17 protein-coding genes and 2 pseudogenes are annotated in these 25667 nt (G+C 63.0%); 12 read left to right on the top strand and 7 right to left on the bottom strand.

What is annotated here, in order from left to right:
- Positions 1-1312 precede the first annotated feature (1312 nt).
- The 8 genes and pseudogenes from LMA02_RS21385 to LMA02_RS21350 all read left to right on the top strand — a co-directional run bounded on the left by LMA02_RS21385 (position 1313) and on the right by LMA02_RS21350 (position 8249).
- Positions 1313-1657 (top strand): carboxypeptidase regulatory-like domain-containing protein, encoded by a 345-nt coding sequence (locus tag LMA02_RS21385; protein ID WP_228909704.1) that lies wholly within the window; start codon positions 1313-1315, stop codon positions 1655-1657.
- 438 nt (positions 1658-2095) lie between these two features.
- Positions 2096-2914 carry a PRC-barrel domain-containing protein gene (locus tag LMA02_RS21380; protein ID WP_175789880.1) on the top strand — a complete coding sequence of 273 codons (819 nt, stop codon included), beginning with the start codon at positions 2096-2098 and terminating at the stop codon, positions 2912-2914.
- A gap of 74 nt (positions 2915-2988) precedes the next feature.
- Entirely contained in the window at positions 2989-3168 is a 180-nt protein-coding gene (locus LMA02_RS21375) for a hypothetical protein (protein WP_175789881.1), read from the top strand.
- Between the two features lie 434 nt (positions 3169-3602).
- Positions 3603-4322 carry a Crp/Fnr family transcriptional regulator gene (locus LMA02_RS21370; protein ID WP_228909703.1) on the top strand — a complete coding sequence of 240 codons (720 nt, stop codon included), beginning with the start codon at positions 3603-3605 and terminating at the stop codon, positions 4320-4322.
- A 750-nt stretch (positions 4323-5072) separates the two neighbouring features.
- Positions 5073-5318, top strand: a pseudogene (locus LMA02_RS21365) (transposase); the annotation flags it as partial.
- Positions 5319-5596: 278 nt separating this feature from the next.
- A pseudogene (locus LMA02_RS21360) lies at positions 5597-6885 on the top strand (cation:proton antiporter).
- Between the two features lie 390 nt (positions 6886-7275).
- Positions 7276-7455: a hypothetical protein gene (locus tag LMA02_RS21355; RefSeq protein WP_006755260.1), complete on the top strand. Its 180-nt coding sequence runs from the start codon at positions 7276-7278 to the stop codon at positions 7453-7455.
- A 617-nt stretch (positions 7456-8072) separates the two neighbouring features.
- Positions 8073-8249: a CsbD family protein gene (locus tag LMA02_RS21350; protein ID WP_006755261.1), complete on the top strand. Its 177-nt coding sequence runs from the start codon at positions 8073-8075 to the stop codon at positions 8247-8249.
- A 112-nt stretch (positions 8250-8361) separates the two neighbouring features.
- On the opposite strand, the gene LMA02_RS21345 is transcribed toward LMA02_RS21350, so the two are convergent.
- The gene (locus tag LMA02_RS21345) at positions 8362-8697 is read right to left on the bottom strand and encodes a hypothetical protein (protein WP_175663816.1); all 336 of its coding nucleotides are present in this window, start codon (positions 8695-8697) and stop codon (positions 8362-8364) included.
- Positions 8698-9232: 535 nt separating this feature from the next.
- Between LMA02_RS21345 and LMA02_RS21340 the strand changes: the two genes are divergently transcribed.
- Complete coding sequence (locus tag LMA02_RS21340) at positions 9233-9505, top strand: hypothetical protein (RefSeq protein WP_175663598.1); 273 nt, start codon at positions 9233-9235, stop codon at positions 9503-9505.
- A 67-nt stretch (positions 9506-9572) separates the two neighbouring features.
- On the top strand, positions 9573-9752 hold the full coding sequence (locus LMA02_RS21335; protein ID WP_006755265.1) for a hypothetical protein: 180 nt from the start codon (positions 9573-9575) through the stop codon (positions 9750-9752).
- Positions 9753-9816: 64 nt separating this feature from the next.
- Here LMA02_RS21335 and LMA02_RS21330 read toward each other — a convergent pair whose 3' ends face one another.
- The 4 genes from LMA02_RS21330 to LMA02_RS21315 form a co-directional block, all read right to left on the bottom strand.
- The gene (locus LMA02_RS21330; protein ID WP_416378685.1) at positions 9817-10998 is read right to left on the bottom strand and encodes an acyl-CoA desaturase; all 1182 of its coding nucleotides are present in this window, start codon (positions 10996-10998) and stop codon (positions 9817-9819) included.
- A gap of 103 nt (positions 10999-11101) precedes the next feature.
- Complete coding sequence (locus tag LMA02_RS21325) at positions 11102-11320, bottom strand: glycine zipper 2TM domain-containing protein (RefSeq protein ID WP_012365720.1); 219 nt, start codon at positions 11318-11320, stop codon at positions 11102-11104.
- A gap of 181 nt (positions 11321-11501) precedes the next feature.
- Positions 11502-20129 carry a GH36-type glycosyl hydrolase domain-containing protein gene (locus LMA02_RS21320; protein ID WP_228909701.1) on the bottom strand — a complete coding sequence of 2876 codons (8628 nt, stop codon included), beginning with the start codon at positions 20127-20129 and terminating at the stop codon, positions 11502-11504.
- A gap of 61 nt (positions 20130-20190) precedes the next feature.
- Entirely contained in the window at positions 20191-20640 is a 450-nt protein-coding gene (locus tag LMA02_RS21315; RefSeq protein ID WP_175663595.1) for a type II toxin-antitoxin system HicB family antitoxin, read from the bottom strand.
- Between the two features lie 343 nt (positions 20641-20983).
- On the opposite strand from LMA02_RS21315, the gene LMA02_RS21310 reads away from it, so the two are divergent.
- Positions 20984-21187, top strand: a complete 204-nt coding sequence (locus tag LMA02_RS21310; protein WP_175663594.1) for a hypothetical protein — start codon at positions 20984-20986, stop codon at positions 21185-21187.
- A gap of 390 nt (positions 21188-21577) precedes the next feature.
- Entirely contained in the window at positions 21578-22450 is an 873-nt protein-coding gene (locus LMA02_RS21305; RefSeq protein WP_175667469.1) for a slipin family protein, read from the top strand.
- Positions 22451-22641: 191 nt separating this feature from the next.
- Here LMA02_RS21305 and LMA02_RS21300 read toward each other — a convergent pair whose 3' ends face one another.
- Both LMA02_RS21300 and LMA02_RS21295 read right to left on the bottom strand, forming a co-directional pair.
- Complete coding sequence (locus tag LMA02_RS21300) at positions 22642-23508, bottom strand: SDR family oxidoreductase (protein WP_228910071.1); 867 nt, start codon at positions 23506-23508, stop codon at positions 22642-22644.
- An 894-nt stretch (positions 23509-24402) separates the two neighbouring features.
- Positions 24403-25650, bottom strand: a complete 1248-nt coding sequence (locus tag LMA02_RS21295; RefSeq protein ID WP_228909700.1) for an enolase C-terminal domain-like protein — start codon at positions 25648-25650, stop codon at positions 24403-24405.
- Positions 25651-25667 lie beyond the last annotated feature (17 nt).

Here is a 25667-nt window from a genome sequence, read left to right as displayed (position 1 = left end):
TTGCAGGAAGCGGCGCACCGAATGTTTAAATTTGACGGGGAGCTTTGGCGGGCATGGCGTCAAATTTACAACAGCCACCATTGTATCCGGATCACGCTTGATCGCCCCAATCTCGACGTCGTAGCCACGATAGGCCGCGTGCTTGCCGTCTTCGGTCACGCGCGGCTCGCAGTTCATCTCCTAACCCGTCACAAATTTTTCTGCATTGCATCAACGTACTTTTTGAGACAGGAGGGTTCGTAGCATGGACCTATCCAAAGGCAAGCGCGCAACTGCGAAGGAGGCCGCCGCTTTCCCCGGCGGTGCCTACCAAACATCAGTTGCATCGATCGCGGCTGCACTGTGATTCAGCGATTCAGGCTGGGACATAAAACGCTTGTCTACGACCTCGACTCGCTATACAGGTCTCTCGCGTCATGCACATCGAAACCATCACAAAAAATGGCCGCAGGCGGGTTCGCTGGACGTTCGAGCGCGTCATCGAAGGCGCGCGTATCCGTAAAACCAAAGGCATTCCCTGCGGGACTTTCTGTGCGCGAAGTTGGCGAGTTAGGCCGCCAGTGGGATGCAGAGGTGTATGCACTCGCAACTGGGTGCGCGAATACCGACCGTAACAATTGGCGAATGCGTACAGATCCACGTATGGACAAAGGGTCCGAGTAGAAGGATCGCAAGACCCGGCTTCAAATTCTCACGAAGTATTCGCCCGAATTTGAGGATCAAGCGGCGCTGATTCTGTACGACTGTTCGATTCGATTTGCGGGTTCATGCGCTCGAACGTTGACCGCCAGCGCGGCTGGATGCAACGGTCGAACGCGGTGCCATGCCCCCCGAACGGAGACCGAGTGGACACGCAGCAAGACGGTTCGACCGGCATGTCGCCGTCCAGGTACGCCCGCCGTCGAGTGCGCCCATGGCCGATCTTAGGAGCTGCTTTCAATCGATTGTCAGTAGGAGCGAAAAACACATAGCGTAACGGGGCCCCTCTTCGCCCGACGGTGAAGGGAACCGTCCGCAGAGCATGCGAACGGGTCCTTCGACAACAAGCGGCACGCAATCGAATGAAGAGCAAGCGTCCGGCACGAACGGACATGCGACACGAATAACCGCATTTGTGAGCGCCGGGCCTGCTCTGTCAGTCAGACCGTGCCCCCACACCTCGACTCCCCCGCCTGATCCTCTAGGAGATCCCTCATGAAAACCCCTGAGCCCTCAATGCTCGCGCTTCTTCTCAGCGCCATGTTCGTCGGAATCGCCCCAGCCGCAGCCCCCGGCAACCTGCCTCCGATACAGCGCGCCAATCAGGTCCTACTTGTCAGGCGGCATTGGACTGGATCAATCGATCGCCATCAAGGGGGCCATGCGCGGCTACGTTCTCGTGCTCACCTTCATCCGCCGCACCCGAGGCGGGAACGAATATTTGTCCGACGTACTGGTGACGATCACGGGTATGAAAGGAAATACGGTTCCGGAGACGCCGTCCGATGGCCGCCCGTTCATGCTGGCCAATCTGAGAATCGGACGTTGTGCGATCAATGCCAGCTATAAGGGCCGATCCGAACGATACATCGTGGATGCATACGTTCATCTGGTTCATGTAAGCATGAGAACCCATTTTTTCTTCACACACGCGGCTGTCGGTCCAACGACCTGTTGAGCCTACACGGCCGCGTCTATCCGCTGAGGCACGGCGTCCCGTTGTAATCGACGATGAAGCAACAATCCGCACTGCGAGTTCGCGTCGGCAGCCAATTCGCATTGTCGAATGCCTGCATCCTCGGCTTCACGTCCCATCCGCGTAACTCGCCAACGCTTGAAACGCATCGGCCTTTCCATTCGAGTCGATTCGACACCCTGATCTGCATCGATTGGCACGCACTCTGTACGCTTTCGTACCGCGTTGATTGCGCATTGCCGGTACCGTGTAAAGCATGCCGGTTATCCGTTACGACGTCGCGCCAGACTGCGAACCGCGTGAATGAAAGGGATCGGCACGAATCGCCCTTCATCCGCGGGCGAGTGACTGGACGCCACCGCACGGCTCGCGATTCAGCCGGATCATCGGCATGCCGCGCATCGATCTGAAGAGAACATCATGTTACGAAGCACCAAGGCATTACACGGAAGTGCGGTGCGTGCAAAGGACGGAGACATCGGACACGTCAATCAAGCCTACTTCGACAACGACTGGTGCATCCGTTACCTCGTCGTCAAGACGGAGGACTGGCTGCACGAGAGGCAGGTGCTCATCTCGCCCTACTGCATCAAGCACACCGACTCCCGGTCCAGCACGCTGCATGTCGACCTCACGCGCCAGCAAGTGGGAGACAGCCCGGATCTGGACACACACCAACCCGTATCCCGCCAACACGAGATCGAATACCTGAGCTACTACCATTATCCGCGCTACTGGGATGGCCCGAACCGGTGGGGCATGGCCGGATACCCTACGTCCGGTTCTGCCACCCTGTCGCGAGAACTCGAGGCCGGAAATCCGCTCCCCTCCCTCACAATGCCCCGCGATGTGCCGGCCGATGTGCCGACGGATACGCATCTGCACGGCACCAGCAGAGTAAAGGGCTATCGGCTCGAAGCCACGGCCGGACGCATCGGCCACGTGTCTGACTTCGTCTACGACGATGAAGCCTGGGTGATCCGCTATCTCGCAATCAGTACGCGGAACTGGTGGTTGACCAACAAGGAAATTCTGATCGCAACGCACTGGCTCGACCGGGTGAACTGGGCCACGGAAACGGTATCAACCGCGCTCAACCGCGACTCGATTCGCCACAGTCCCGAATACGACGATTCACAGCCCGTCTACCGAAGCGACGAGATTGCGTTGTATCAGTTTTACGGCAAGCATGGCTACTGGCTGAATGCCGAATCATCCTCGGCCCGCGGGACGCTTTGATGCCACCAGCATGACCGCTGCGGCCCTCAGGGTCGTCCATCGCGCTCTTTATCGGTTCGTATCGAAAAAGCTACGTGTTCGCGTTCATGCCCGTCATCTCGGCCGCAGAATTCATCGAACTGGTCAATCCGCGCCTGCCGTCGCATCACGTATTCAAGGCCGGGAAGCGCGTGTTTCTCGTGACGCCTGCATCTGCCGATACCGGTGCGACCAAGATCGACTTTTCGCCAAGACGCGCCGGGCGAGCGGCGTAGTCATCTATCTACGTTCGTCTCGTCCGTCGGTCAATCGCCGTCGCGCACTTCGATTAGATCCACCACCTCGACCTACCTCCCCACCTGGACGCCGAGTACCGACGCACCCGAGTCATCGCGGCACACCGTTCCGCGGTCGACGCCGGGCAGGCCTGGCGACCACGATTTCCCTTCAAACGCTCCGTGAAATATCGGTTCCGTATCGAGCGCACGTGATTGTGCGCACCTTGATGAGACATGTGCCAACACTATAATTTTTTTGAAGGTAAGTTCGCATTCGAACGACATTCCGAACTCATAGAAAAAAGGACGCATTGCCGCCATCCTGTCCGGTCGTCGGATCGGTAAAGTATGATGGGTGTCTCGTCCCGCCGATTTCTGCTGCGCCCATATCGGCCGGATTCACCATCGTCAGCCGCGCGCAGGAGCCTCGCATGCAGGACAACCCGCCCATTACCGAAAATCACCTGCTTGCCGCGCTGCCCGAAAACGAACGCGCTCACCTCGCCGCTCACCTGGCCCTTGTCGACATGCCGTTGGGAAAAGTGCTGTACGAGTCGGGGGGCCAGCTTCATTACGTCTTTTTTCCGACCACGTCGATCGTTTCGTTGCTGTATGTGATGGAGGACGGCTCGTCCGCTGAAATCGCGATCGTCGGCCATGAGGGCATGATCGGCGTGTCGCTGTTCATGGGCGGCGAAACGACGCCGAGTCGCGCCGTCGTGCAAAGCGCGGGGCAGGCCTACCGGCTCGACGCGCGCATTCTGAAAGAAGAATTCCGGCGCGGCAATGCCATGCAACGCCTGTTGTTGCGCTATACCCAGGCGCTCATCACGCAGATGGCTCAGACCGCAGTATGCAACCGGCATCACTCGATCGACCAGCAACTTTGCCGCTGGCTGCTGCTCAGCCTCGACCGCCTGCCTTCGAACCAGTTGCGCATGACGCAGGAACTGATCGCCAACATGCTGGGCGTGCGCAGGTCGGGCGTGACAGAAGCTGCATTGAAGCTGCAAGACGCAGGCCTCATCCGCTACAACTACGGCCATATCGAAGTGCTGGACCGCCCGGGGCTCGAAAAACGCGTGTGCGAATGCTATGGGGTGGTCAAACGCGAATTCGATCGCCTGCTTCCCGATCTGAAGCGACTCTAGCCGCTACTGCACCGCGAATGTCCGTGACGCTCCCGAAGGCGTGAAACCGGAGCATCGACACGTTCGCGCTCTCGACGAGACGGATTAGCTACCTTCCGACTACCCAGTACGGAGTCCGGTTGTAGTACTGGTGAAGCGACAATCCCCACTGTGATTGCATCATCACCGGCCAATGCTCGTCGTCGAAGTTCGGGCTGCCTTTGACATGCGCGCCGCGCAACCTGCACTAACGGTGCTTGATGTGCGGCGACTTCCGGTGATGCTTTCGATGGGCCGGGCGCGAAATCATCCTGGTGACACCGCCGATCGATGGCGGATCGCTGGCGGGGAATGTCCCCTCGACCGCCTCGTCGACATTGCGTTCGCTCTTGCCACCGTTCGTATGCTGCTCTCGATACCTGCTGCGCATATCCACCTCCATGGAACTGAGTGCCGGACGAGGCCGGCCCGGATTCGACGCGCTGCGTGTCGGCGACACGCCAGCGTGGAATGCCGCCGGTCACAACGCCAGCATAGGCCCGATCCGAATATTCCGCCGGGAACGCGCGTGTTTCGCCGCAACGCGCCGGACATGCCGGTCCGCACACGCTCGGGGGCCGCTCCGGTTCCGCTCGTCACCCGCACCGACAAACCGTCCGGCATCGGACATACTGAGCCCGCGCGTCGAGCGTATAGCGCGTATGACCTGAGCCGTTTCTTGTAGCATTTGGCAAGTGAGTTCTCTTTTATCCTGGTGGCAAGGAGAACTCGATGAAGAAGCGATTTACCGACGAGCAGATCATCCGCAACTTGCGGGAGGCCGAGAACCGGGACGAGCCGGTGAAGGATCGGTGCAAGCGCCACAACATCTCGGAACAGACGTTCTATCGTTGGCGCAACAAGTTGACTCGGCGGGGTCTCTCGCAACGCAAGGCATGTGGTTATCTGGGGTTGAGCTGCCGGGTGGCCACTTGTACGCTCAAGCAACCGGAGAAAGATCGGATCTACAACGAGCGCCGGCCTCATAGCGCGCATCGCTATCAACCTCCTGCCACGGTCCGTCGAGCCTGGCTGGATTCCGATAATATCGACGCGAGACTCACTACTTGATCAGTCACGAAATTCCGCCTCAGGTTAGGTACGACCAGCGCGATATCGTGCGACGAATGCGAGGCATCGACGCCCATCCCGGTGTGTGCCGTCCCGCGCGTGCCGCGTGCAGTCTCGACGACACCGCATGGCGACCTGCGCTCGACGCGCGGCGAGCGCGACGTTATCCATGCAGGACATTCAAAGTGACCGAAACGATTGGATGCCTCATCTTCGGGGCCCTACTGATTTTCATGGGACTCATCGGATCGTCGCTTAAGCGCTTGCCGCTGAGCGCGGCCATGGTGTATCTCGGCATCGGCTTTCTGATCGGGCCGTCCGGTATCGGTTTCCTGGCGATGACATTGCCTGATGACGTCACGCGCTTGCGCATCGCTGCCGAAATCGGCTTGCTGATCTCGCTGTTCGCGATCGGCCTGAGGTTGCGTGTCCCGCCCGCCGATCGCCGCTGGATGCTGCCGCTGCGGCTTGGCGTCGTCGCGATGATCTTCACCGTCGCGTCGATCGCCGCGCTTGGCATGCTGGTGCTGCATTTGAGTCTCGGCGTCGCGGTGCTGCTGGGTGCGATGATCGCGCCGACGGATCCCGTGCTCGCTCATGACGTCGGCGTGCGCGACGCGGGTGATGTCGAACTGGTGCGCTTTTCGTTGTCTGGCGAAGGCGGGATCAACGACGGCACGGCCTATCCGTGCGCGGTGCTCGGCCTGCTATTGTGCGATTCCAGCACGACGTCGGCGCTTCACTGGAACATGGTCGGCGGCGTTGCTGGGGTATCGCCTCCGGTGTGGGCGTCGGCTGGTTGCTTGGCTTGGCCACCGCCCGGCTCGTCGCATTTCTGCGCAGCCGTCACGGACAGGCGCTCGGCCTCGAAGGGTTTTTCGCGCTGGGCCTGATCATGCTGTCATATGGCGCGGCGCTCGCCGTTCACGGCTACGGGTTCCTGGCCGTATTCGCTGCGGGCGTCGCGATGCGACGCGTCGAGCATCGCACGAGCGGCCGGAAGACGTCGAAGGAGACGGTCGGCGTCGTGGACAGCGAGGATGTCGAAGCCACCTCCACCAACCCCGACAAAGCTCATGCCTTCGTCGCTGAATCGGTCATGGGATTCACGATCGAGCTGGAACACATCGCCGAAGCCGTGCTGATCCTGCTGATTGGCGCGCTCGTCTCCCGCTATTGGGCCGATATGCTCACCTGGACAGGCGCGGCCGTGGTTGCGTCACTGCTGCTCGTCATCCGGCCGACCGCTACCTGGCTTGCGCTGATCGGTTCCCGGGCGTCGCGCCACCAGCGCCGGCTGATCGGCTGGTTCGGCATCCGTGGCGTGGGTTCCCTGTATTACCTGATGCTGTCCCTCGAGCAAGGGCCGCGCGCGGAACTGTTGCCGCTGGTTCCGCAAGTACTGGCCATCATCGCCGTGTCGATCGTGCTGCACGGCATTTCGGCCACGCCGCTTATGCGCCGCTATGCGTAAGACTCAGGCGGACGCCGTGGCGCGCTGCGCGCCAGCGTCGAGCGGTCCAGTGCGATGCCGCCGGCACGCAAGTGCCGGGTGGCCGGACGCAAGTCGCCCTTCTCCTTCATGCAGGACACGTGCTCGATGCACCCGGTTCGGAACGTGCATCGAATCTTTCGATATCAAAGTAGCCGAACGCTGGCGCGGAGCCTGGCCGGCAAAGTACCGGGCGCACGCGGGTCATGGCGGACATCGCCGGAAAGCATCTGCATGACGATTTGAAGCGACTCCAACCACCACTGCACGGCATCGTACCGACTCCCCCCTTTTTCTCGCCCATTCTGTGTCTGCACACATTTGCGGCAGTGGTCGATATTGATACACGGTACGCTCCAATCAGGAGGATCCATGAAACATCATTTAGGCACACCACTTGATCAACGCGATCAGGCGACCCGACAGAAGCAGCGGGAAGATTTCGACCGCGCCGACATCGAGCGGTCCGAAAAGCGCATCCGGCAGGATGCCGGCATCAATTCCAATGCGACCAAGTGGCGTTATTCGCGTCCCGACAATCGGGCGAGATGAGCTATGCAAGGCGCCTTATGGCTTCCACGAGGCCGACCGGTGTTCAGCCGTCATATCGCGATGGAGCGTGGCCAGCGAGTTCGCGGCTAGACTGGCGGGCCTCTGGGCCGACGCATTTGACTGGGTACAGGCACGCTCCAATCTGCGCTTGCCGCGGTGTGCAGGGTCAACGGTGTCGAGTCCCGTCGCTACCTCGTCATGTAGGGCAGCACATCGCCGTTCGCCACAATCGCCGAGCCGACGATCACGAGGCACGGATGCCATGACGGTGCGATCTCATGTGAAAAGCGCTTGCCGACCCACGACAGCCAGCGGGCTGGCAGGCCGCACTCATTGTGCTTCGGAGCGTGAAGATGATGCTGTCGGCACAGGCCTGTGTCCGGCCAGTATCTCTCATAAGCCGGCGATCGATCCGATCGCCACCCGCATGCATACGCTGGCTTGCCGCCTCCGATTCGCGTACGGCAGTACGGCATCGTACCGACTTCCATCACGACGGCGCACAGCATGTGTCGGGGTGCCTTGGTTGTCGCGCGCCAAAACGCCCGATACGAGGCTTCGATCGGTTCGTGGTTTCGTATCGGTGAGACAGGCGACCCATGCCAAGGAGCAATGTGATGAACAGGGATCAAGTGAAAGGCCGCATCGATGAAGCAAAAGGCAAACTGAAGGAAATGATCGGCAGGATCCTGGGGAATCGAACGACCAGAATGCAGGGTACGGTCGAGCAGGTCGTCGGAAAGACACAAGCCTCATTCGGTGACGCGAAAGCGCAATTCAAGAAGCGACCGTAGGGTGTGCGCGCGGCTCGTTCCGACGCGCCGCGCGATCGTGCAAATTGCGGTTGACTCGCCGGGTGCCGATAACACACGTCTGCACCCGGCGAATTCCGTTTCCAGCCGGCCGTCACGATGCCGCAGTGTGTCGGGTGTGATCGCTGTGCGCGGCGGCAAGTGGTGTGTGCTGCTCGTCTCCCACGCCGGGAAAGAATGCGTTCCACACGTCTCGGACACCTTTCGCTACGGTCGCATCCGCGGCAATCGTCTCCTGGTCGCCCGACTTGTCCGGATCGGAGCGCAAGCCTCGCCAACGCGTAAAGGCGAGCATCGGCTTTTCCGTCCATTCGCCATCACCAAACTTCGCAAACGCCGTGTCGCCGCTCACCAGTCGCACTTCATACCATCCGTCGCGAACAGGCGCATACCGGTTCAGCGTAAACCATCGTGTAGATTGGATTTTCATCATTGCCTCACTTGTCCATGGAGTGTTGTACGCGACAAAACTCCCATCTCGTCCGGTCGACGCGTGCGCGCTTCCTAATAATCGGCGCACCGATTCAGCCACATCCGGCCTGCTGACGTCATATTGATGGAGCCGCCGGTGCGCGACTCGTATGCGAGCCCGTGAGTCAATAGTTCATTGGCTATGGAGCGTGGAATATCGGCTTGGGAATCCGGAATTCGATCAAGCGATTTGAGGGTCTCGACGACCTCGGGTGAAAGTGGGATGCACATGGCAGCCTCCTCGGTGTTGATTTTATCGTGAACCGGACGACACGCGTTGGTCTGTACGGTATCGACTATTTTGAAGCGAATTCTTCCGCAACCGCACCGCAACCCGGTGATTTATCCGTATCGAAAATATGATTCGGCATCCGATATTTTTATTGCGAAACCATTGTCAAGCGCGCACACTGAAGATACCTGCCGGTTTTTTGTCAAGGCATCGGCGCCCTTGAATCCTTCGGCGCCAACGGTTGCTCTGTCAGGAGCAAATCATGACCATCCCCACTCTCGAATATCGCGGACGTGAACTCCGCGTCTATTCACAAATGCTTTTCCCGCCGTTCGGCGATCCCCACGCCCCCGGCCCGAAGCGTTTCACTTCAATCGTGCGCATCGATACGATTCCGGCGACCTCGGCAACGGCACCGCGTTACTCGACCATTTTCGAACATGGCGCTCCGCAAACGGCGGCGCTCGCACTCGACCTGGCGATGCAATTCGGCAAGGACATCGTGGACGGCAAGATCGCCCCCACAGCGATCTGATCCGTCCGCCGCATCCCGCTCGACGCGGCGTCTCGCGAGGCGGGCACACCTCACTCAGGAGCGATTCATGAAATATTACTCAGGCCCCGCAATTGATCGGCGCGATGACGCGACCCGGCAAAAGCAGCGGGACGATCTGGTCCGCGCCGACATCGAGCGGTCCGAAAAGCGCATCCGTCAAGATGCCGGCATCAATTCCAATGCGAGCAAGTGGCGTTATTTGCGTCCCGACAGTCGGGCGAGATGAGCGGGGCTTGCTCCGCGAACCGTTGCAGGCCGGTCCCGCATGGCAGGGCACCGGCGTGTCGCGATCACGCATACAGGCGCAGACGCATCGAGAAATCGGCGACCGCCTTGATGCCGCTCTGCTCCGCGCAACGGCACCAATCCTGCAACTGAACCAGCAATTGCTCGTGCGATGCGTGTGACCGCGTCCATAGCTCCAGCAACGCCTCGTACATATCCACGTACACGCGTATTCGCCGGTTCGCATTGGGGCTCGTCAACGCACGCAGATCGGGCTTGTCCCGATGGCCCCAGGCCTGGCGCAGCCAGCGTTTCATGCCGAGCGCGAACGCGCGCTTGTCGTCGCGGCTCATGTCCTTGATGCGGCGCAGTTCCCGTCGGCAGGCGAGTTCGAGCATGCGCGCATAGGCGGCCATCACCGCATGCCGATTGCGGATGATCGCTTGCAGCGTTGCGTCGTCGACCACTGCCTTGTTCGGCAGCGGGCGCGGCTTCGTTGCGACTCGCCGAACGGTCGCCAGTCTCAATGCTGCCAGCAGGCGGATGTACAGCCAGCCGATGTCGAACTCGAACCAGCGGTTCGACAGCCTGGCGGACGTCACGTATGCGTGGTGATTGTTATGCAGTTCTTCCCCGCCGATCAGGATGCCCAGCGGGAAAAGGTTGGTACTCGCATCAAGCGTCGCGAAATTCCGATAACCGCTGAAGTGGCCGCAACCGTTGACCACGCCGCCAGCCCAGAACGGAATCCACATCATCTGGATCGCCCACGCCGCCACGCCGGGCAGCCCGAACAGCCCGACGTCGATCACGGCCAGCAGCCCGACGCCGAGGTTCGGATAGCGGGCATAGACGTGGCGTTCGAGCCAGTCGTCCGGCGTACCCAATCCATACCGGCGCAGCGTTTCCTCGTTCCGCACCTCCTCCCGGTACAGTTCCGCGCCGCGAAGCAGCACGGTCGCGAGGCCGCGGGTTCGCGGGCTATGCGGGTCTTCCTGCGTCTCGCTCTTCGCGTGATGCTTGCGATGCACCGCGACCCACTGCGGCGTCAACATACCGGTCGTCAACCACAGCCAGAACCGGAAGAAGTGGCTGACGCACGGGTGCAGATCCAACGCGCGGTGCGCCTGACAGCGGTGCAGGTACACCGGCACGCCGATGATGGTGACATGCGTGAGCGCGAGCACGACCCACGCAAGCTGCCACCAGGACAGCCTCAGCTCACCGTTCAGAAGAAATGCCGACATATCGGTCACACTCCGAGCCATTCTCGTATAGTGCACGCTTCGCCGTGACGGCGAGTGCGCCTGCCGATTCCCTTCCCTTCATCCGGCCGGCCTGTTTCCCGATCTATTTCCCGACCTGATTGCCGACCACCCCGCCGACGGCCGCGCCGCCAACCGTACCCAACGCGCTGCCGCCCGTCAGGACCGCACCGGCGACGCCGCCGACACCGGCCCCGATCACGGTATCCGTTCCACGGCGAGACATACCGCCGCAACCGGTCAGCACGACCATCGTCATGGTGACTATCGCCATCTCGACCGCCACGGAATGTAGCTTTCTCATGATTATCTCCTCGGGTTGCCGCTGCGTCGTCCGATCCGGCTCGAAGCACGGAAGCCCATGCGCTGACGTCTCGATGGAATTCGAAACATCGGTTCATGATGGGAGGTAAATCGCGCACAGTCCGTCCGCTAACGTACCGGCCCGAATGCCAACCTGCCGACTTCCACGTCCGCCTGCCGCTTCACAGGAGCACCGCCTGCGCGGCCCCCAGCGTCACGACCACGCTATGACGCCGACCGTCGTCCACGAGCCGTACCGCTGCTTCGCCGGCGGCAAGCCGCACGCCATCCACGACGACGCGGGACACGCCGCCGCAGACGTCGTCCGGATTCTCGACGACGATGTCGTAGTGCGACGCCCCGTGACGCAGCGTTGCCCTGAAGCCCGGCCAGGATCGCGGTATGCACGGTTGAATCGACAGCAGGTCGCCCTGCCTGCGCAGGCCGAGCAGGCCTTCGACGCCCGCGCGATACAGCCAGCCCGCCGAGCCGGTGTACCAGGTCCATCCGCCGCGACCGACATGCGGCGCGACCGAATAGACGTCGGCCGCGACCACGTACGGCTCCACCCGATAGCGATTCGCGCCGCTGCGCGTGCGACTGCGATTGACCGGATTGAGCAGCGCGAACAGCTTCGCCGCGCGATCGCCGTCGCCCATTTGCGCGAACGCGAGCACCGACCACGTGGCCGCATGCGTGTACTGGCCGCCGTTTTCCCGGATGCCCGGCGGGTAGCCCTTGATATAACCGGGATCGACCGACGAACGATCGAACGGCGGCGCGAACAGCAGCGCCAGGCCATCGTCGCGGCGGATCAGCCGCGCGTCCAGCGCGTCCATCGCCTGCGCGGCGCGCGCCGGGTCCGCCGCGCCCGACAGCACGCTCCACGACTGCGCGATCGCGTCGATCGAACATTCGGCGTTGCCGGCCGAGCCGAGCGGCGTACCGTCGTCGAAGTAGCCGCGCCGATACCACTCGCCATCCCATCCCGCATCGGCAAGCGCGTCGCGCAACGCGCCGGCGCGCGTCAGCCAGCGCGCCGCCAGCTCGCCCGAGCCGCGCGCCGTGGCGAGCGGCGCGAACGCCGTGAGCGTCGCATGCAGGAACCACCCGAGCCACACGCTTTCGCCCCGCCCGGCCTCGCCGACCCGGTTCATCCCGTCGTTCCAGTCGCCGGTGCCGATCAGCGGCAGGCCATGCTCGCCGAAATGCGCCAGACTGGACTCCAACCCGAGCGCGCAATGCTCGAACAGCGACGCGCTCGTTTCCGAGATGCGCGGAATGAAGAACGCGTCCTGCTCGTCGGCGGCCAGCGCCCGCCCGTCGATGAACGGGATCGACGCATCGAGAATCGCCCGGTCGCCGCTGACGTCGACGTAGTGCGCAACCGCATGGGCGAGCCAGACGCGGTCGTCGGAGATTCGCGTGCGTACGCCGCTGCCGCTTTCGGGCAGCCACCAGTGCTGCGTGTCGCCCTCGGGAAACTGGCGCGCCGCCGCCCGCAGCAGATGCTCGCGCGTCAGGGCCGGGCGGGCGACCGCGAGCGCCATGCCGTCCTGCAACTGGTCGCGAAAACCGTACGCGCCGCTCGCCTGATAAAAGCCCGCACGCCCCCAGATCCGGCACGACAGCGTCTGGTACAGCAGCCAGCGGTTCAACATCAGATCCATCGCACGATCAGGCGTTTCGACCTGAACGGCGCCGAGCGTCTCGTCCCAGAACGCCGTCACGGCGGCGAATATCGCGTCGAGATCGGCCTGACGGTAATGCACGATCAACTGCCGTGCCGCCGGCGCATCGGCGCCTTCGCCGAGCAGCAAGACGATTTCGACGCTGCCGCCGGGTTCGAGATCGACCGTGGTCTGCAACGCGGCACACGGGTCGAGCCCGGCGCCGACGCGGCCCGACAACGGCGACGCGCCCGTCTTGCCCGGAAAACCGGCGGGATCGCTCAGGACTCCATTGCGGCCGATGAACTCGCGCCGGTCCGCGCTCCACGAGGTTTGCAGGCCGCATAGATCGGCGAACGCCACTCTGCCGCGATACACCTGACTCCAGTCGTTGCGGGCAAACAGCGCGCCGGTGGGCGGATCGATCTCGCTCGCGGTGTGCGGCGCCGAGGCGCTGCGCGGCGCACCCAGCGCCCACTCCGCATAGATTGCGACGGACAGCCGGCGGGGCCGGTCCGACAGGTTGCGCAGACTCAGGCGGGAAATCTTGACAGGATCGGCCAGCGGCACGAACTGCAGCAACTCGACGGCGACATCGGCCGCGGAATGCGCAAACCGGCTGTAGCCCTGGCCATGACTCGCCACGAAAGCGGTCGCGCTCGGCGCGTCGTCGCCGATCGAACCCGCCTGCGGCCCCCAGCGCACGCCAGTCTCGTCGTCGCGGATGTAGAACACTTCGCTCGGCGGATCGGTAACCGGGTCGTTTGACCACGGCGTCAGCGGATGCTCGCGGCTGTTCGTCACCCAGGTATAGCCGCCCCCCTCCGCCGAGCTCAGGAAGCCGCACGACGGATTCGCGACGACGTTGACCCACGGCATCGGCGTGCATTGGCCGGGCTGCAGGATCACGACGTATTCGCGGCCGCCGTGCGCGAAACCGCCGATGCCGTTGAAGTATTCGAGACGCTCGCCGGCCTGTGCGCCTTTCGGCGGCGGGATCACGGGGGGCGGCAGCGGCGCGCGCGCGGCATCCGGGCGCGCGGGCAGCGGCGAACCCGCGAGGCGCCGCAACTGGTCCACCAGCCGGCCGTTGCGCGCGGCGAGCACGGCCCGCGCAACGGCCGGAAACAATGCGCGCGCCGCCACCGCCATCAGGTCCTCGCGCAGGACGAAAATACTGCCGCGTCCGGCTTCGCCAGGGGGCTGTCGGGGCCGCACCAGCCCCTCGAGCGCCACCTGCAAATCCTGCACATACGACGCCGCGCGCTCGTTGATAATGACCAGATCGACCTCGAGCCGCTTCATCCGCCAGTACTCGTGCGCGCGAATCAACTGCCGCACCATGGCGATGTGCTCGATGTCGTCGATCCGGACAAGCAGTATCGGCAGATCCCCCGATACGCCATGCGTCCATAACGGCGACGCGCCCATTCCGCCCGCCGCTGATACCGCCGCCGCATGGCGCAGCAGTGCGGCGGAGCCCGGCCGCATCGACGCATCGCTGTAGAGCATGTATCCGGCCAGCTGCTGGAACAACGCGGCCTCGTCGAGGCTCACCGCGCTGTGCCGCAGTTGCACCTGCGCCTGCGTCCACGCGAGCATCGCCGCACGCGCGAACGATTCGCCGTCGCGATGCTTGTCGACCAGATCGAGCAGCTGCGCGCGCGAATCCGCGACGATGGTCCAGTAAACGATGCTCGCCTTCGCGCCCGGCTCGATGCGCAGCCGATGCCGCAACGTGAACACCGCGTCCAGCACCGCGCCTTCGGAAGTACTCAGCGCACGCCGTTCGGTCAGCGCAAGCGGCAGGCGAACGCTGCGTCCGCGTCCGATGACACGCAGGCGATCGGTATCGAATTCTTCCGCGCCGACGATTTCGCCGGCAGTCACCGCCAGATGAGCGGCCCAAACTTCCGCCTCGCTCGGCGCGCGCTTGCGGCGCGTCGCCAGAATTGCGCCGGACGCCGGCATGTACTCGGTCTCGATGAACAGCTTCGAGAATGCGGGATGCGCGTGATCGGCGGTTGCGGGCGCGAGCACGATTTCCGCGTACGACGTGAATTCGATCATGCGCGGCCGGGTGCCCGTATTGGCCACCGACACCCGACGCACCTCTGCGTCGTCCTCGGCTGACACCACCACCTCGACCGACGTCGTCAAGGTGCCGTCGCGACGCACGAACTCGGCGCGATCCTCGGTGAACGTCACCTCGTAGCTGTCCGGTACCACGCCGGTGGGCTGCCACGTGGCCGACCAGACGTCGCCGTTCTCCGCGTCTCGCAGATACAGATAGCTGCCCCAATCGTCGCGCGTCGCGTCCTCCCGCCAGCGCGTAACGGCCAGATCGTCGCGACGGCTGTAGCCGGACCCCGCGGCCGTGAGCATCACCGCATAGCGGCCGTTGGACAGCAGATGCGTGACGGGAGCGGGATCGTTCGCGGACAGCAGGCGCCGCGCGACGCCGGCATCGATCCCATGCATCCTGCCGGCGGGGCGTGCGTCGACCCGCGGCCGCCCTGCCGCGACCCGGCCCGGCACCCGCTCCTGCAACAGCAGCTCGGTGGCGCGAACGGCCGGTTCCGCATGGAAGAAGGTGCGAATGCGCCCGCCCAGCAACGCATTGGCGATCGACACGATCGACATGCCCTGGTGATGCGCCATGAATGCCCGCACGATGGCAACCGGCATGCCTTCCGGCACGCGCGCAGGCGTGTAGTCGAGCGCTTCGTAGAAGCCGAAGCGTCCGCACGCGCCGGCCGCGCGCAACCGCTCGAAGTTGCGCGCGGCGGCGTCCGGCGCGACCATCGCCGCGAGCGCGGTCGCATAGGGCGCGACCACCAGGTTCTGGTCGAGATCGCGCTTGAGCCCCAACTCCGGCACGCCGAAGCTCGAATACTGATAGGTCAGCTCGATGTCGCGCGTGTTGTACGCCGACTCGGACATGCCCCACGGCAGCCGCAGCCCGTCGCCATAGGCGATCTGCCGTCGCACCACCAGGTGATTGGTACGCGCGAGCAGGCTGCTGTCCGGCGCGCGCATCACCAGCGACGGCATCAGGTATTCGAACATCGATCCCGACCACGATATCAGCGCCGCGCCATGCCCGATCGGCGTCGCCAGGCGGCCTAGCCGGAACCAGTGGCGCGCCGGGACATCCCCTTTCGCGATCGCGACGAAACTCGCCAGGCGAGCCTCCGACGCCAGCAGGTCGTAGTTGCCCGGATCGAGCTGCCCGTCGGCCACGGCGTAGCCGATCGAAAGCAGGTTCCGCACCGGGTCGAGCAGAAAGCCGAACTCCATCGCATAGGCCATCTGCAACGCGGAATCGGCCAACACCTGAAGACGCTTGTTCAGCACGTCCGCTTCGTCCGGCGTGCGCGTCGCGTCACTGCAATGCCCTTGCACCACGTGCTCCAGCGCCTGCGCCCAGAACAGCACGTCGTCGACGTCGTCGCCCCGCACCCGGCCGATCTCGTCCATCAGCGCACGCGCGACATCGGCGACCGTCGCGGCGAGGATCGTGATCGCGGGCCATTCCGGTGCCGCGCCCTCCCCGGCCGGCGCGGCGAGCGTCTCCTCCAGCTCGGTCGCGGCCCGCTCGAACTCGCCGTGCAAGGCCGTCCGGGCGTCGCCATCTCGGCACACGGCCTTGCACAACAGCGCCAGCGTATCGCCGATCCCTTCATGCGCGGCCTGTCGTCCCACGCCAGCGGGCTGCTTCGCCCACGCTCGGCAACAATTGCCGAGCGCGATCAGGTGCCCGGCGAGATTGCCGCTGTCGACCGACGACACATACCGCGGCTCGAGAGGCCGCAGGTCGCGCGTGTCGTACCAGTTGTAGAAATGGCCACGATAGCGCGACATCAGCCGCATCGTCGCGAGAGTCGCCTCCAGCCGCGACACCGCGTCCAGCGTGCCAAGCCAGCCGAACTCGCGGGCGCTGACGGCGGACAACAGGTACAGCCCGATATTGGTGGGCGAAGTCCGGTGCGCCTCGACGGGCTTCGGGTCCTCCTGGAAATTGTCCAGCGGCAGCATCTGATCGTCGGCCGTCACGAAAGTCTCGAAATAGCGCCAGGTCCGGCGCGCGTCGCGCCGTAGCTGGCGCGCACCGTGCGGAGCCACCGCCAGCTCGCCCGCCGGCCGCGGCGCGCAACTCAGCCAGTAGGCGATCGCGGGCGCCGCGAGCCAGACCAGCGCGAACGGAGCGGCCAGCCAGCCCGCATGACGATCGAAGCGCCAGCCCACCAGCATGCTGGTGACCGCGGCAAGCAGTGCGAGCGTCACGCCGCCGCGCATTTGCAGATAGGTGAGCGTCAGGGTCCGCCGGTCGCGCGCGCCGGCTTCGGCCGCCGTGGTCCATTCGAGCAGGTGGCGACGGCTGATCCCCACGCGAAACAGCGTGCGCGCGATCGCGTCGCCCATCGACCATGCCTGCTGCGGCAGCATGACGACCGACAGGCCGAACCGCGTCAACGCGAACTGCAGCTCCTCCGACCACGCATGGAGCACGCTGCGCGTGGTCATCTTGACGTGCGTGCGCCGCCAGCGCGGCACCAGCCCGCTCAAGACGGGCAACAGGAACGGCAGCGCGATCGTCACCAGCACGAACGCGCTCCAGGCAAACGACACGGGCAGCGGCAGCATCCATCCGGCCAGCAGCGCGACCAGCATGGCGGGCGCAGTGAGTGTACGGCGCAGGTTGTCCAGCATCTTCCAGCGGCCGACCGCCGTCAGCGGTTCGTGGCCAAAAATCAACCACGGCAGAAGCTGCCAGTCCCCGCGTGCCCATCGGTGCAGGCGTCCCGCCGCGACGTCGTAGCGGGACGGCGACGCCTCGACGACCTCGACATCCGACGCCAGCCCGGCCCGCGCGAAAATACCTTCGAACAGATCGTGACTGAGCACCGTGTTCTCCGGCACGCGGCCGGCGAGCACCGCCTCGAACGCATCGACGTCGTAGATGCCCTTACCCGCATAGGAGCCTTCGTCGAACAGATCCTGATAGACATCCGATACGGCCGATACGTAAGGATCGATGCCGTGCGCGCTCGACGACACACGCTGGAACAGCGACCCCTCGTCGCCGCTCGCGAGGGACGACGTGACACGCGGCTGAAGGACGCCGTAGCCTTCGACAATGCGCCGGCTCGCCGAATCGAATATCGGCCGGTTGAGCGGGTGCGCCATCTTGCCGATCAGGCGGCGCACGGTATCGCGCAGCAGCCGCGTATCGGCATCGAGCGTGATCACGTAGCGCACGTCAGACGGCACGCGCGGCGGCCCGCCTGCATGCGAGATGAACGTCGTGTCCGATGCACCGCGCAACAATCGGTTCAGCTCGTGCAGTTTGCCGCGCTTGCGCTCCCAGCCCATCCAGCATCGTTCGCCGTCGTTCCACACGCGCTTGCGGTGCAGCAGCAGGAAGCGCTCGCCTTCGCCCAGCGCCGCCGGATAACGGCGATTCAAGCGGTCGATACCCGCCGCCGCGGATGCCAGCAGCTCGTCGTCGCTGTCGGCGTGCGACGTGGGCGCGTCCATCCAGTCGGAGAGCAATGCGAAGTAAAGCGCACCATCGGGGCTCGCCAGGTGATGAATTTCCAGTTGCTCGATCTGCTCGCCGAGCGCCGCTTCCGTCGTCAGCAGCACCGGCACGGCGACCATCGTGCGCAGGCCCGGCGGAATACCGTCGAGCAAGGCGAGCCCGGGCAGGATCTTCGCGCCGACATCGCGCATCACGCTGCGATTGACGAGCGCGACGGCAGCATCGAGCACGGGCAGCAGGCCGGCGAGGCCGAGCCAGATCAGCCAGTGGCCGGGCGGTTCGACGCGCGCGAGCCACACCAACATGCCCGCCAGCAGCAGCGCGACAATCAGCCCGATACGGCCGAGATAACCGCCGAGACCTGCGTGACGTGTCAGGCGCCGCAACCATAGCGCAACGGGCGGCCGATAGCCGATCTCCGCTTCAAGTGCGGCGCGCCCTTCCGCCAGCAGGTAGTAACCGGGGTCCGTCTCGCGACCCGGCGCCGCGCCGGCGGCCGACGCGCGGTTCGCGCCCTGCGCCGCCGCAGCGGCGACGACGCGGCGCGCGATCTCCCGTTCGCTGACGGGCGCGCCGCGCGCAAGCGTTTCAACCGCATCGCGATACAGGTTGCGCGTGGGGAAATCCATTTCCGCGAAGCCCGGGTGGCTGCGCAGCACCTGATCGACGAGGCTGATGCGCTCGAACAGATCGGTCCAGTCCACCTCCGAAATCAGCCGCATGCTGGTGATCACGTTGCGTACCGTCAGGCTGGCTGCGCCCTGCTGGTGGTTGACGGACGCGACGATCTGATCCGGCGTCGCGCCGCGCGCCGCGAGGTGCCGATGTAGCCATGCCAATACCGGTGCCATGGCCGGATCGTGATCGTGCAGCCGCTGAATCAACTGTACGGCGAATGCATCGTGCAATACGGCCTGCTCATAACGGGCGATGAGCGGCTCCGTCTCCTCCCGTGCCTGCCCGCGTTCGCCGAGCAGGCGATCCGCGAGCGCGTCGGCGTCGAGCCGCGCGCGCCGGTCGTCGATGATCTGATCCGCGAGCCGCCGCAGGTTTTCGATCAGCACGATCCGCAACGTGATCGCCACCGCCCACAGTTCGCCGATCGTCAGCGGTTCCACGGCCTGATACGCAAGCATGAAACGGCATAGCGCGTCGGGATCGAAACGGCTGTCGGTATGGGCGACGAATGACCAGTTGATCCCGAACACGCGCGGATATCCCGCAAACGGGCCGTTGCCGAGCTTGGGCAGTTGCCGGTAATAGCGCGGGGAAAGATCGTCACGGATCTGCCGCACCTGCTCCCCGACGAGATAGTAGTTGTCGAGCAGCCACTCTGCCGCGGGGGTGATTTCCTCGCCGCGGGCGTCCGCCGCTACCGTGTTCCGGTACGCCTTCAGCAGATGATCGGCGTTGTCCTTCAGCCGTGTGGCGAGCGACGGGCCAGAGGCCCCGGCGGGCAGCACCTTCTGCCCGCGAGCCAGGCTGCCCGCAAGCTGCGCCAGCCGCTCCTCGCCGAAGAACTCCTCGCGAATCGGGCGTGCATTGCTCCATGGCGATGTCCGGCGTCGCGAAACACGCGCAACGTGAATCTTCAACGCACCTTCTCCCGAATGACCACTCCATCCGCCCAGGCTTCACGTCCAAAGCGTCTCACCGTCAAGCCGCTTCCGACAGCGATTTCACGGTGGGTTCGGAACGCACCGCGACGTGCTGCGCTGATTGGTCGGCGTTCGCACACGCCATCGACACGAATGCATCGCGAGTCGTGTGCAGCGCGCTCGCCTTCAGGTCGATGTCACGCACAATGCATTTCGGTAGGCACAGCTCGATCCTCACGGAACTCGAGGTCATCCCGGTCAGGTCGATATCGAAGAACCGCCAGATTCCGTTACCCACGTCGACATCCGACGCCTGCAATATCGACATATCCGTGGTCGGCGGCGGTACAAGACGCGCGGAGCGGTCGTAGCAGGCCATGACCTGTTGCGCCGCAGCCACCAGCAACTCGTCATACGAGTCACCCGCCACATCGATTTCCGGAAAATCCGGAAGCGCGCCGCGATAGCGGGGATTCCCGTGCCGCGTGATATAGACCGGATATTTCATGACTCGCTCCTGACGGAAAATGCAACGAAAGTCATCATGCATTGCGGGGCTCGACGAATCTGTACGCTGAAGAACAGTCTGCGCGGCATGCTCAATCGCGCTTGAAGCGCAGGGAGCCTGTATTCCCCATCGGTCATGTACGGCAGCGTACCGACTGCCGAAGCCTGCAGACGCATGGTGGTACTTCACGCGCAGATTGGCGATGGATCGTAGACTTCATGACGAGGGGTACGTCGTGACGAACGTAGGCCGTTGCGCCCCCTATCGCCTGCGCGGTTTGATTCGATTCAAGCAGTACAAGCCTGAACCGTGACGCAACGCGATTTCCTGACGGAGCCGTTTGATGAACGATCACCCGAAGCGAGAAAAAAATTTCCAGGACAACCAACAAGAACAGGCGGAGGCGCGTGCGACCGACGACGGCATGCCGGTCGTGGGTCCGCAGCGAAAAAACCGGCATCCCCTTTCGTGGAAAGCCGTTACGCGCAGACGATATATTTCCGATGCAAGGAAACGTCTCGGCATGAGTTTTCTATTGACCCGGTAACGTACCCCGTAGTCCACCTCCTCGCGCTCAAGCAGAACGAGGAGCCGCCCCAGCAAGGCGGATTGCGAAGCCGGCCAAACGCCGGCTTTTTACTTTGGCACGTCGCCCGTCAGGATAAACGGCGCGCGTGATGCCGCCCTATCAGCTGGCGGGCCGACAGCATGGACGATACCGTGCGCAGCGCTTGCCGGTCTTGCGCATTGCTCGCGACGAGTCGCGGCTCCGTCGCCGCGTCCCGGTACGTCATCGTACAGATTCGCATCGCGATCGGGCGCATCTTTCGAATGAGCGCCCAAATCTCCGGTGCCCGGGCGCAAGGACAATCGCGCGGACAGTTATCGTGCTTCGTGGCGCTTGCCGCAGGTCGGCATCATCGAATGGAGCGCCACCATGAACCCCGTCACGCTATTTCTGTCCGCCGTCGTAATGCTTGCGGCGTTTGCCGTCGGTGCCCTGGTCAATCCGTATCTCGCATTACCCATCTTCATCGTCGCCATCCTGATCGCACTCTCCGTGAAAGTGGCGAACGTGTGGGAAAAGTTCGTGATCCTGCGCGTCGGGAAACTGCAGAGCGTCAAGGGCGCCGGATTCTTTTTGATTGTTCCGATACTGGACAACGTCGTCGCAGTGATCGATGAGCGCATTCAAACGACGGCATTCAATGCTCAAGAGGCGCTTACCAGGGATACCGTGCCGGTCAACGTCGACGCCATCATTTTCTGGCACGTACACGACGCCCAAAAAGCGGCACTGGCCATCACTGACTACCGGCAGGCCATCGATCGTGTCGCGCAAACCTCGCTGCGGGAGATGATTGGTTCATCGATGCTGGCCACGCTGCTCTCCGATCGAAAGGCGGCCGATGAACACCTGGCAGAGGAAATCGGCAGAAAAACCGCGGATTGGGGTATCACGGTGAGGTCCGTGGAAACGCGAGACGTCGCAATCCCCGTCGCGCTGCAGGATTCGATGTCGCGGCAGGCACAAGCCGAACGCGAGAAGCAGGCGCGTGTGATACTCGGTTCCGCGGAGGCAGAAGTGGCGGCGAAATTCGTCGAGGCATCGAAAGTCTATGAGAATCATCCGTCCGCACTTCAATTGCGAGCGATGAACATCATCTATGAAACGACGAAGGAGCGCGGTGCCACGATTCTGATTCCGAGTTCGATGGTGGACAGCCTGAACCCCGTTCTGGCATTGGCAATTGCCGGGCACGGCGTGACCGATTCGGCTTCGGTGCCGACGCTCAAGACAGCGGCATAGAGGTGCGACAGCATGTCGATGACGGCAGTAATTGCAGACCGCAGTTCCTCGAACGAGTCGATGCATTCGGCGGTCTGCTTTCGGATAAACGTCTAATCAGGATCTGTGCGGATTCTGGAGTGACAGAATTATTTCGCTTTACGGGAAATCCATTCGTGGAACTCGGTCGGATGGCGACGCAATGCTGCCACTCAATGCATCGCCTGAACGTCAGTGCGCGAAATAATGCATGCCCCCATCCACCGGAATGACTGCCCCCGTGATATATCGCGCAAGCGGTGGAGCAGGAGTGCGACCAGATGCCCGATATCCTGGGGCTCACCGAAATAGCCCGCGGGAATGTTGTTCGCGACGAACGCCTGGCGTGCGTCCTCGCTCGGATGCAGTTTCGTCAGCGTCTGCTCGCTGTTGATGCGGCCCGGCGGAATCGTGTTGACGGTCACGCCGTCGGCGGCGACGTCGCAGGAGAGCCCTCTCGTCCACAGATGAAGGGCGGCCTTCGCCGCACTGGCCGCGTTGAGCGTGCGCGGCTCCATCAACCCGCTGATGTTGATGACGCGGCCCCAGCAGCGCGCGCGCATTCTCGGGAGTACTGCTTCGGCGAGCCGGCGCGCAACAGAGAAATTCAGCGCGAATGCCTCTTCCCATGTCGTTTCCGGCGCGATCACCGGCACCTGCCGCGAGCCGCCGGCATTGCTGACGAGGATGTCAATGCTTGGAGTGTCGAACGCGAATGCCATCGTTTCGCAAAATCGGGGGCGGGGACAGATTTTGAATTCGGGCAGCCCGTTTAGCATCACGATTCGTCGATGTCCAAGGTTCAATAGAAGCGAAGCCGACTTGAAGAAGACGGCTTCGTTGTCGATATCGACGAATGCATAGTCCTCACACGTGTGCGTGCGACCGTGAACAACGAAAGGGATGCCCAGCGATTTGAGTAGCGGAACCCGCGGGACATCAACCCGCGCGCGGGTGATGATGATCCCGTCAATTGAACGCGCTGCGGCAAGACGGCGAATGACTGCCTCCTCGCCTTCTTCGTCAAATGGAGCAAACACCAAAGCCAACGCCGCTACCCATACTTCGCGCGGAAATTGTGTGGGACGCGAGGGGAAGCCGCACGCATGCCGTTACCCACAAATCGCGTTGAAATCAGCGACCTGCGACGCGTTCACGGAAGCCGCCGGAATGTCCGGGAACCCTTGACTGGCGGAAGGCAGCCGACTCCACCAACCGCTCGCATAGGTCCGCCAGGTAAGACTCTCTCAGTCACGGATGGCTTCCTACCCACGATCCTACCCATAAATGCTCCATCGGCAATCAAATACCGACCGCAAGGCATTGTCGGTAAAGAGCCTCCGAGCAAATTCCTGCGCCCCAAAGTTTTCGGCGTCGACACAGCGACGTTGGGGATGTCCACCTATAGGCCACCAGGATTCTGCGAACAATGCAAATACATGCGAGCGCTCTGCCGCCGATACCGCAGGTAGCGCCCAAAGGCCGCTACAGCCTGTCCGGCGAGAGATACAATTATGTCAAGTGAACCCTCATCATGGCGGACTCACGCGATTTCCCCGCGCGATGTTCGGCCCAATAAAGACCAGTTTGCGTAGCGACCCTCGTGGACCGTGCGGCCGCATCTTGAAGTGGGCTCGTTGCCAGTGACGCTGGACTTCCAAGTGCGCGTTATCGTATGTCGCCGATGGCGCGGTTGACGCATCGAGCACGGCCGGCCCAATGATGTGACGGTCAAGCGACCGACCGCGGAGCGGCCAGTCTCAGCAATTATCTCGTTGACCCTAGCGAGGCGCCGCTCTCGGCGCCAAGCATGCGTGTAGTCTTCCCCGTTCCGGCACCGGTATGCCTTGGAAATCCCGTAACCTGCACCAAGCGCGCAACATGAGAACATCGATGTTTCTAAGCGTTCCGTGCCTGCGAGCGAATCGACTACTTTACGGTGTCTGCAACGTCCCATCCTTCAGCCGCGTCTGCGTCCAGGTGGTCACCGCGTTCTCGCACGGATATTTCGCCGCCTCGGCTTCATCGATGTCCACGCCCAGCCCCGGTCTGTCATTGGCATACACGTGCCCGTTCCGGAATTCAGGAAGGCCGGGAAATACATCCAGCAACGCCGCCCTTGGCCCCTTGAGTTCCTGAATCACGAAGTTGGGCGGCTCGGTACCGGACCATTCCTGGACGCCGAAATTGCGCGAGGCGAGATCGATATGGATATTCGCCGCGTGCGCCAGCGGCGACATGTCGCCCGGACCGTGCCATGCGGTCCTGACGCCGAATTGCTCAGCGAATATCTGCAGCTTGCGCCCTGCGGTGATGCCTCCGATCTGGCTCAGGTGAACGCGAATGAAGTCGATCAACCGCTCCGTGATCAGAAAGCGCCATTCATACGGATTGTTGAAGAGTTCGCCCTGAGCCAGCGGCATAGTCGTTTTCTCCCGCAACTGACGGATCCATTCGCCTTCTTCGAGCGCGATCGCATCTTCGAGAAAGAACAGGTCGTACTGCTCGAGCTCGCACGCGAAACGAATGGCTTCGACCGGCTTCAGGCGTTCATGCACGTCGTGACACAGCTCGACGTCGAAGCCGACCTTGCTGCGAATGCCATCGAACAGCTCGAGCGTTTCGCGCATGTACTTTTTGCTGTTGAGGTACACGCCATCCGCAGCACCGTACGGCGCGCTCGTCGGCGCCCTGCCGTAACCGTCGCCGCCATAGCCGCCGCTCTGACAGCGGATGTGCGTGATGCCTTGCTCGCGATACTTCTCGATGTTCTCACACAGCTCGCCTAGGTCGCGGCCATCAGCATGCCGATAGACCGGCACGCCTTCGCGGCACTTGCCCCCGAAAAGCTGATAGAGCGGCATGTTCGCCATTTTTCCCTTGATGTCCCACAAGGCCATGTCGACACCCGAAATCGCGTTGTTTTCGATCGGACCATTGCGCCAGTAGGCGTTCTGGTGCATCAGTTGCCAGAGTTCCTCGATCGCATCGGCGTCACGCCCGATCAGCAGCGGCCGTAGATACTCCTCGACGAGACATTTGACTGCGATGTGCCGGTAGGCAAACGTTGCGCATCCCAGCCCGTACAGGCCGGGCTGGTTGGTCTCGACCTTGACGACGATCAGATTGATGCCTTCCGGCGCGGTCAGGATGACCTTTACATCGGTAATCAGGGTTGCCATTTTTTGTCTGCCAAAAT

Source organism: Burkholderia sp. B21-005 (assembly GCF_020843965.1).
Classification (GTDB): Bacteria; Pseudomonadota; Gammaproteobacteria; order Burkholderiales; family Burkholderiaceae; genus Burkholderia; species Burkholderia ambifaria.
This window is presented reverse-complemented; position numbering and strand designations above follow the sequence as displayed.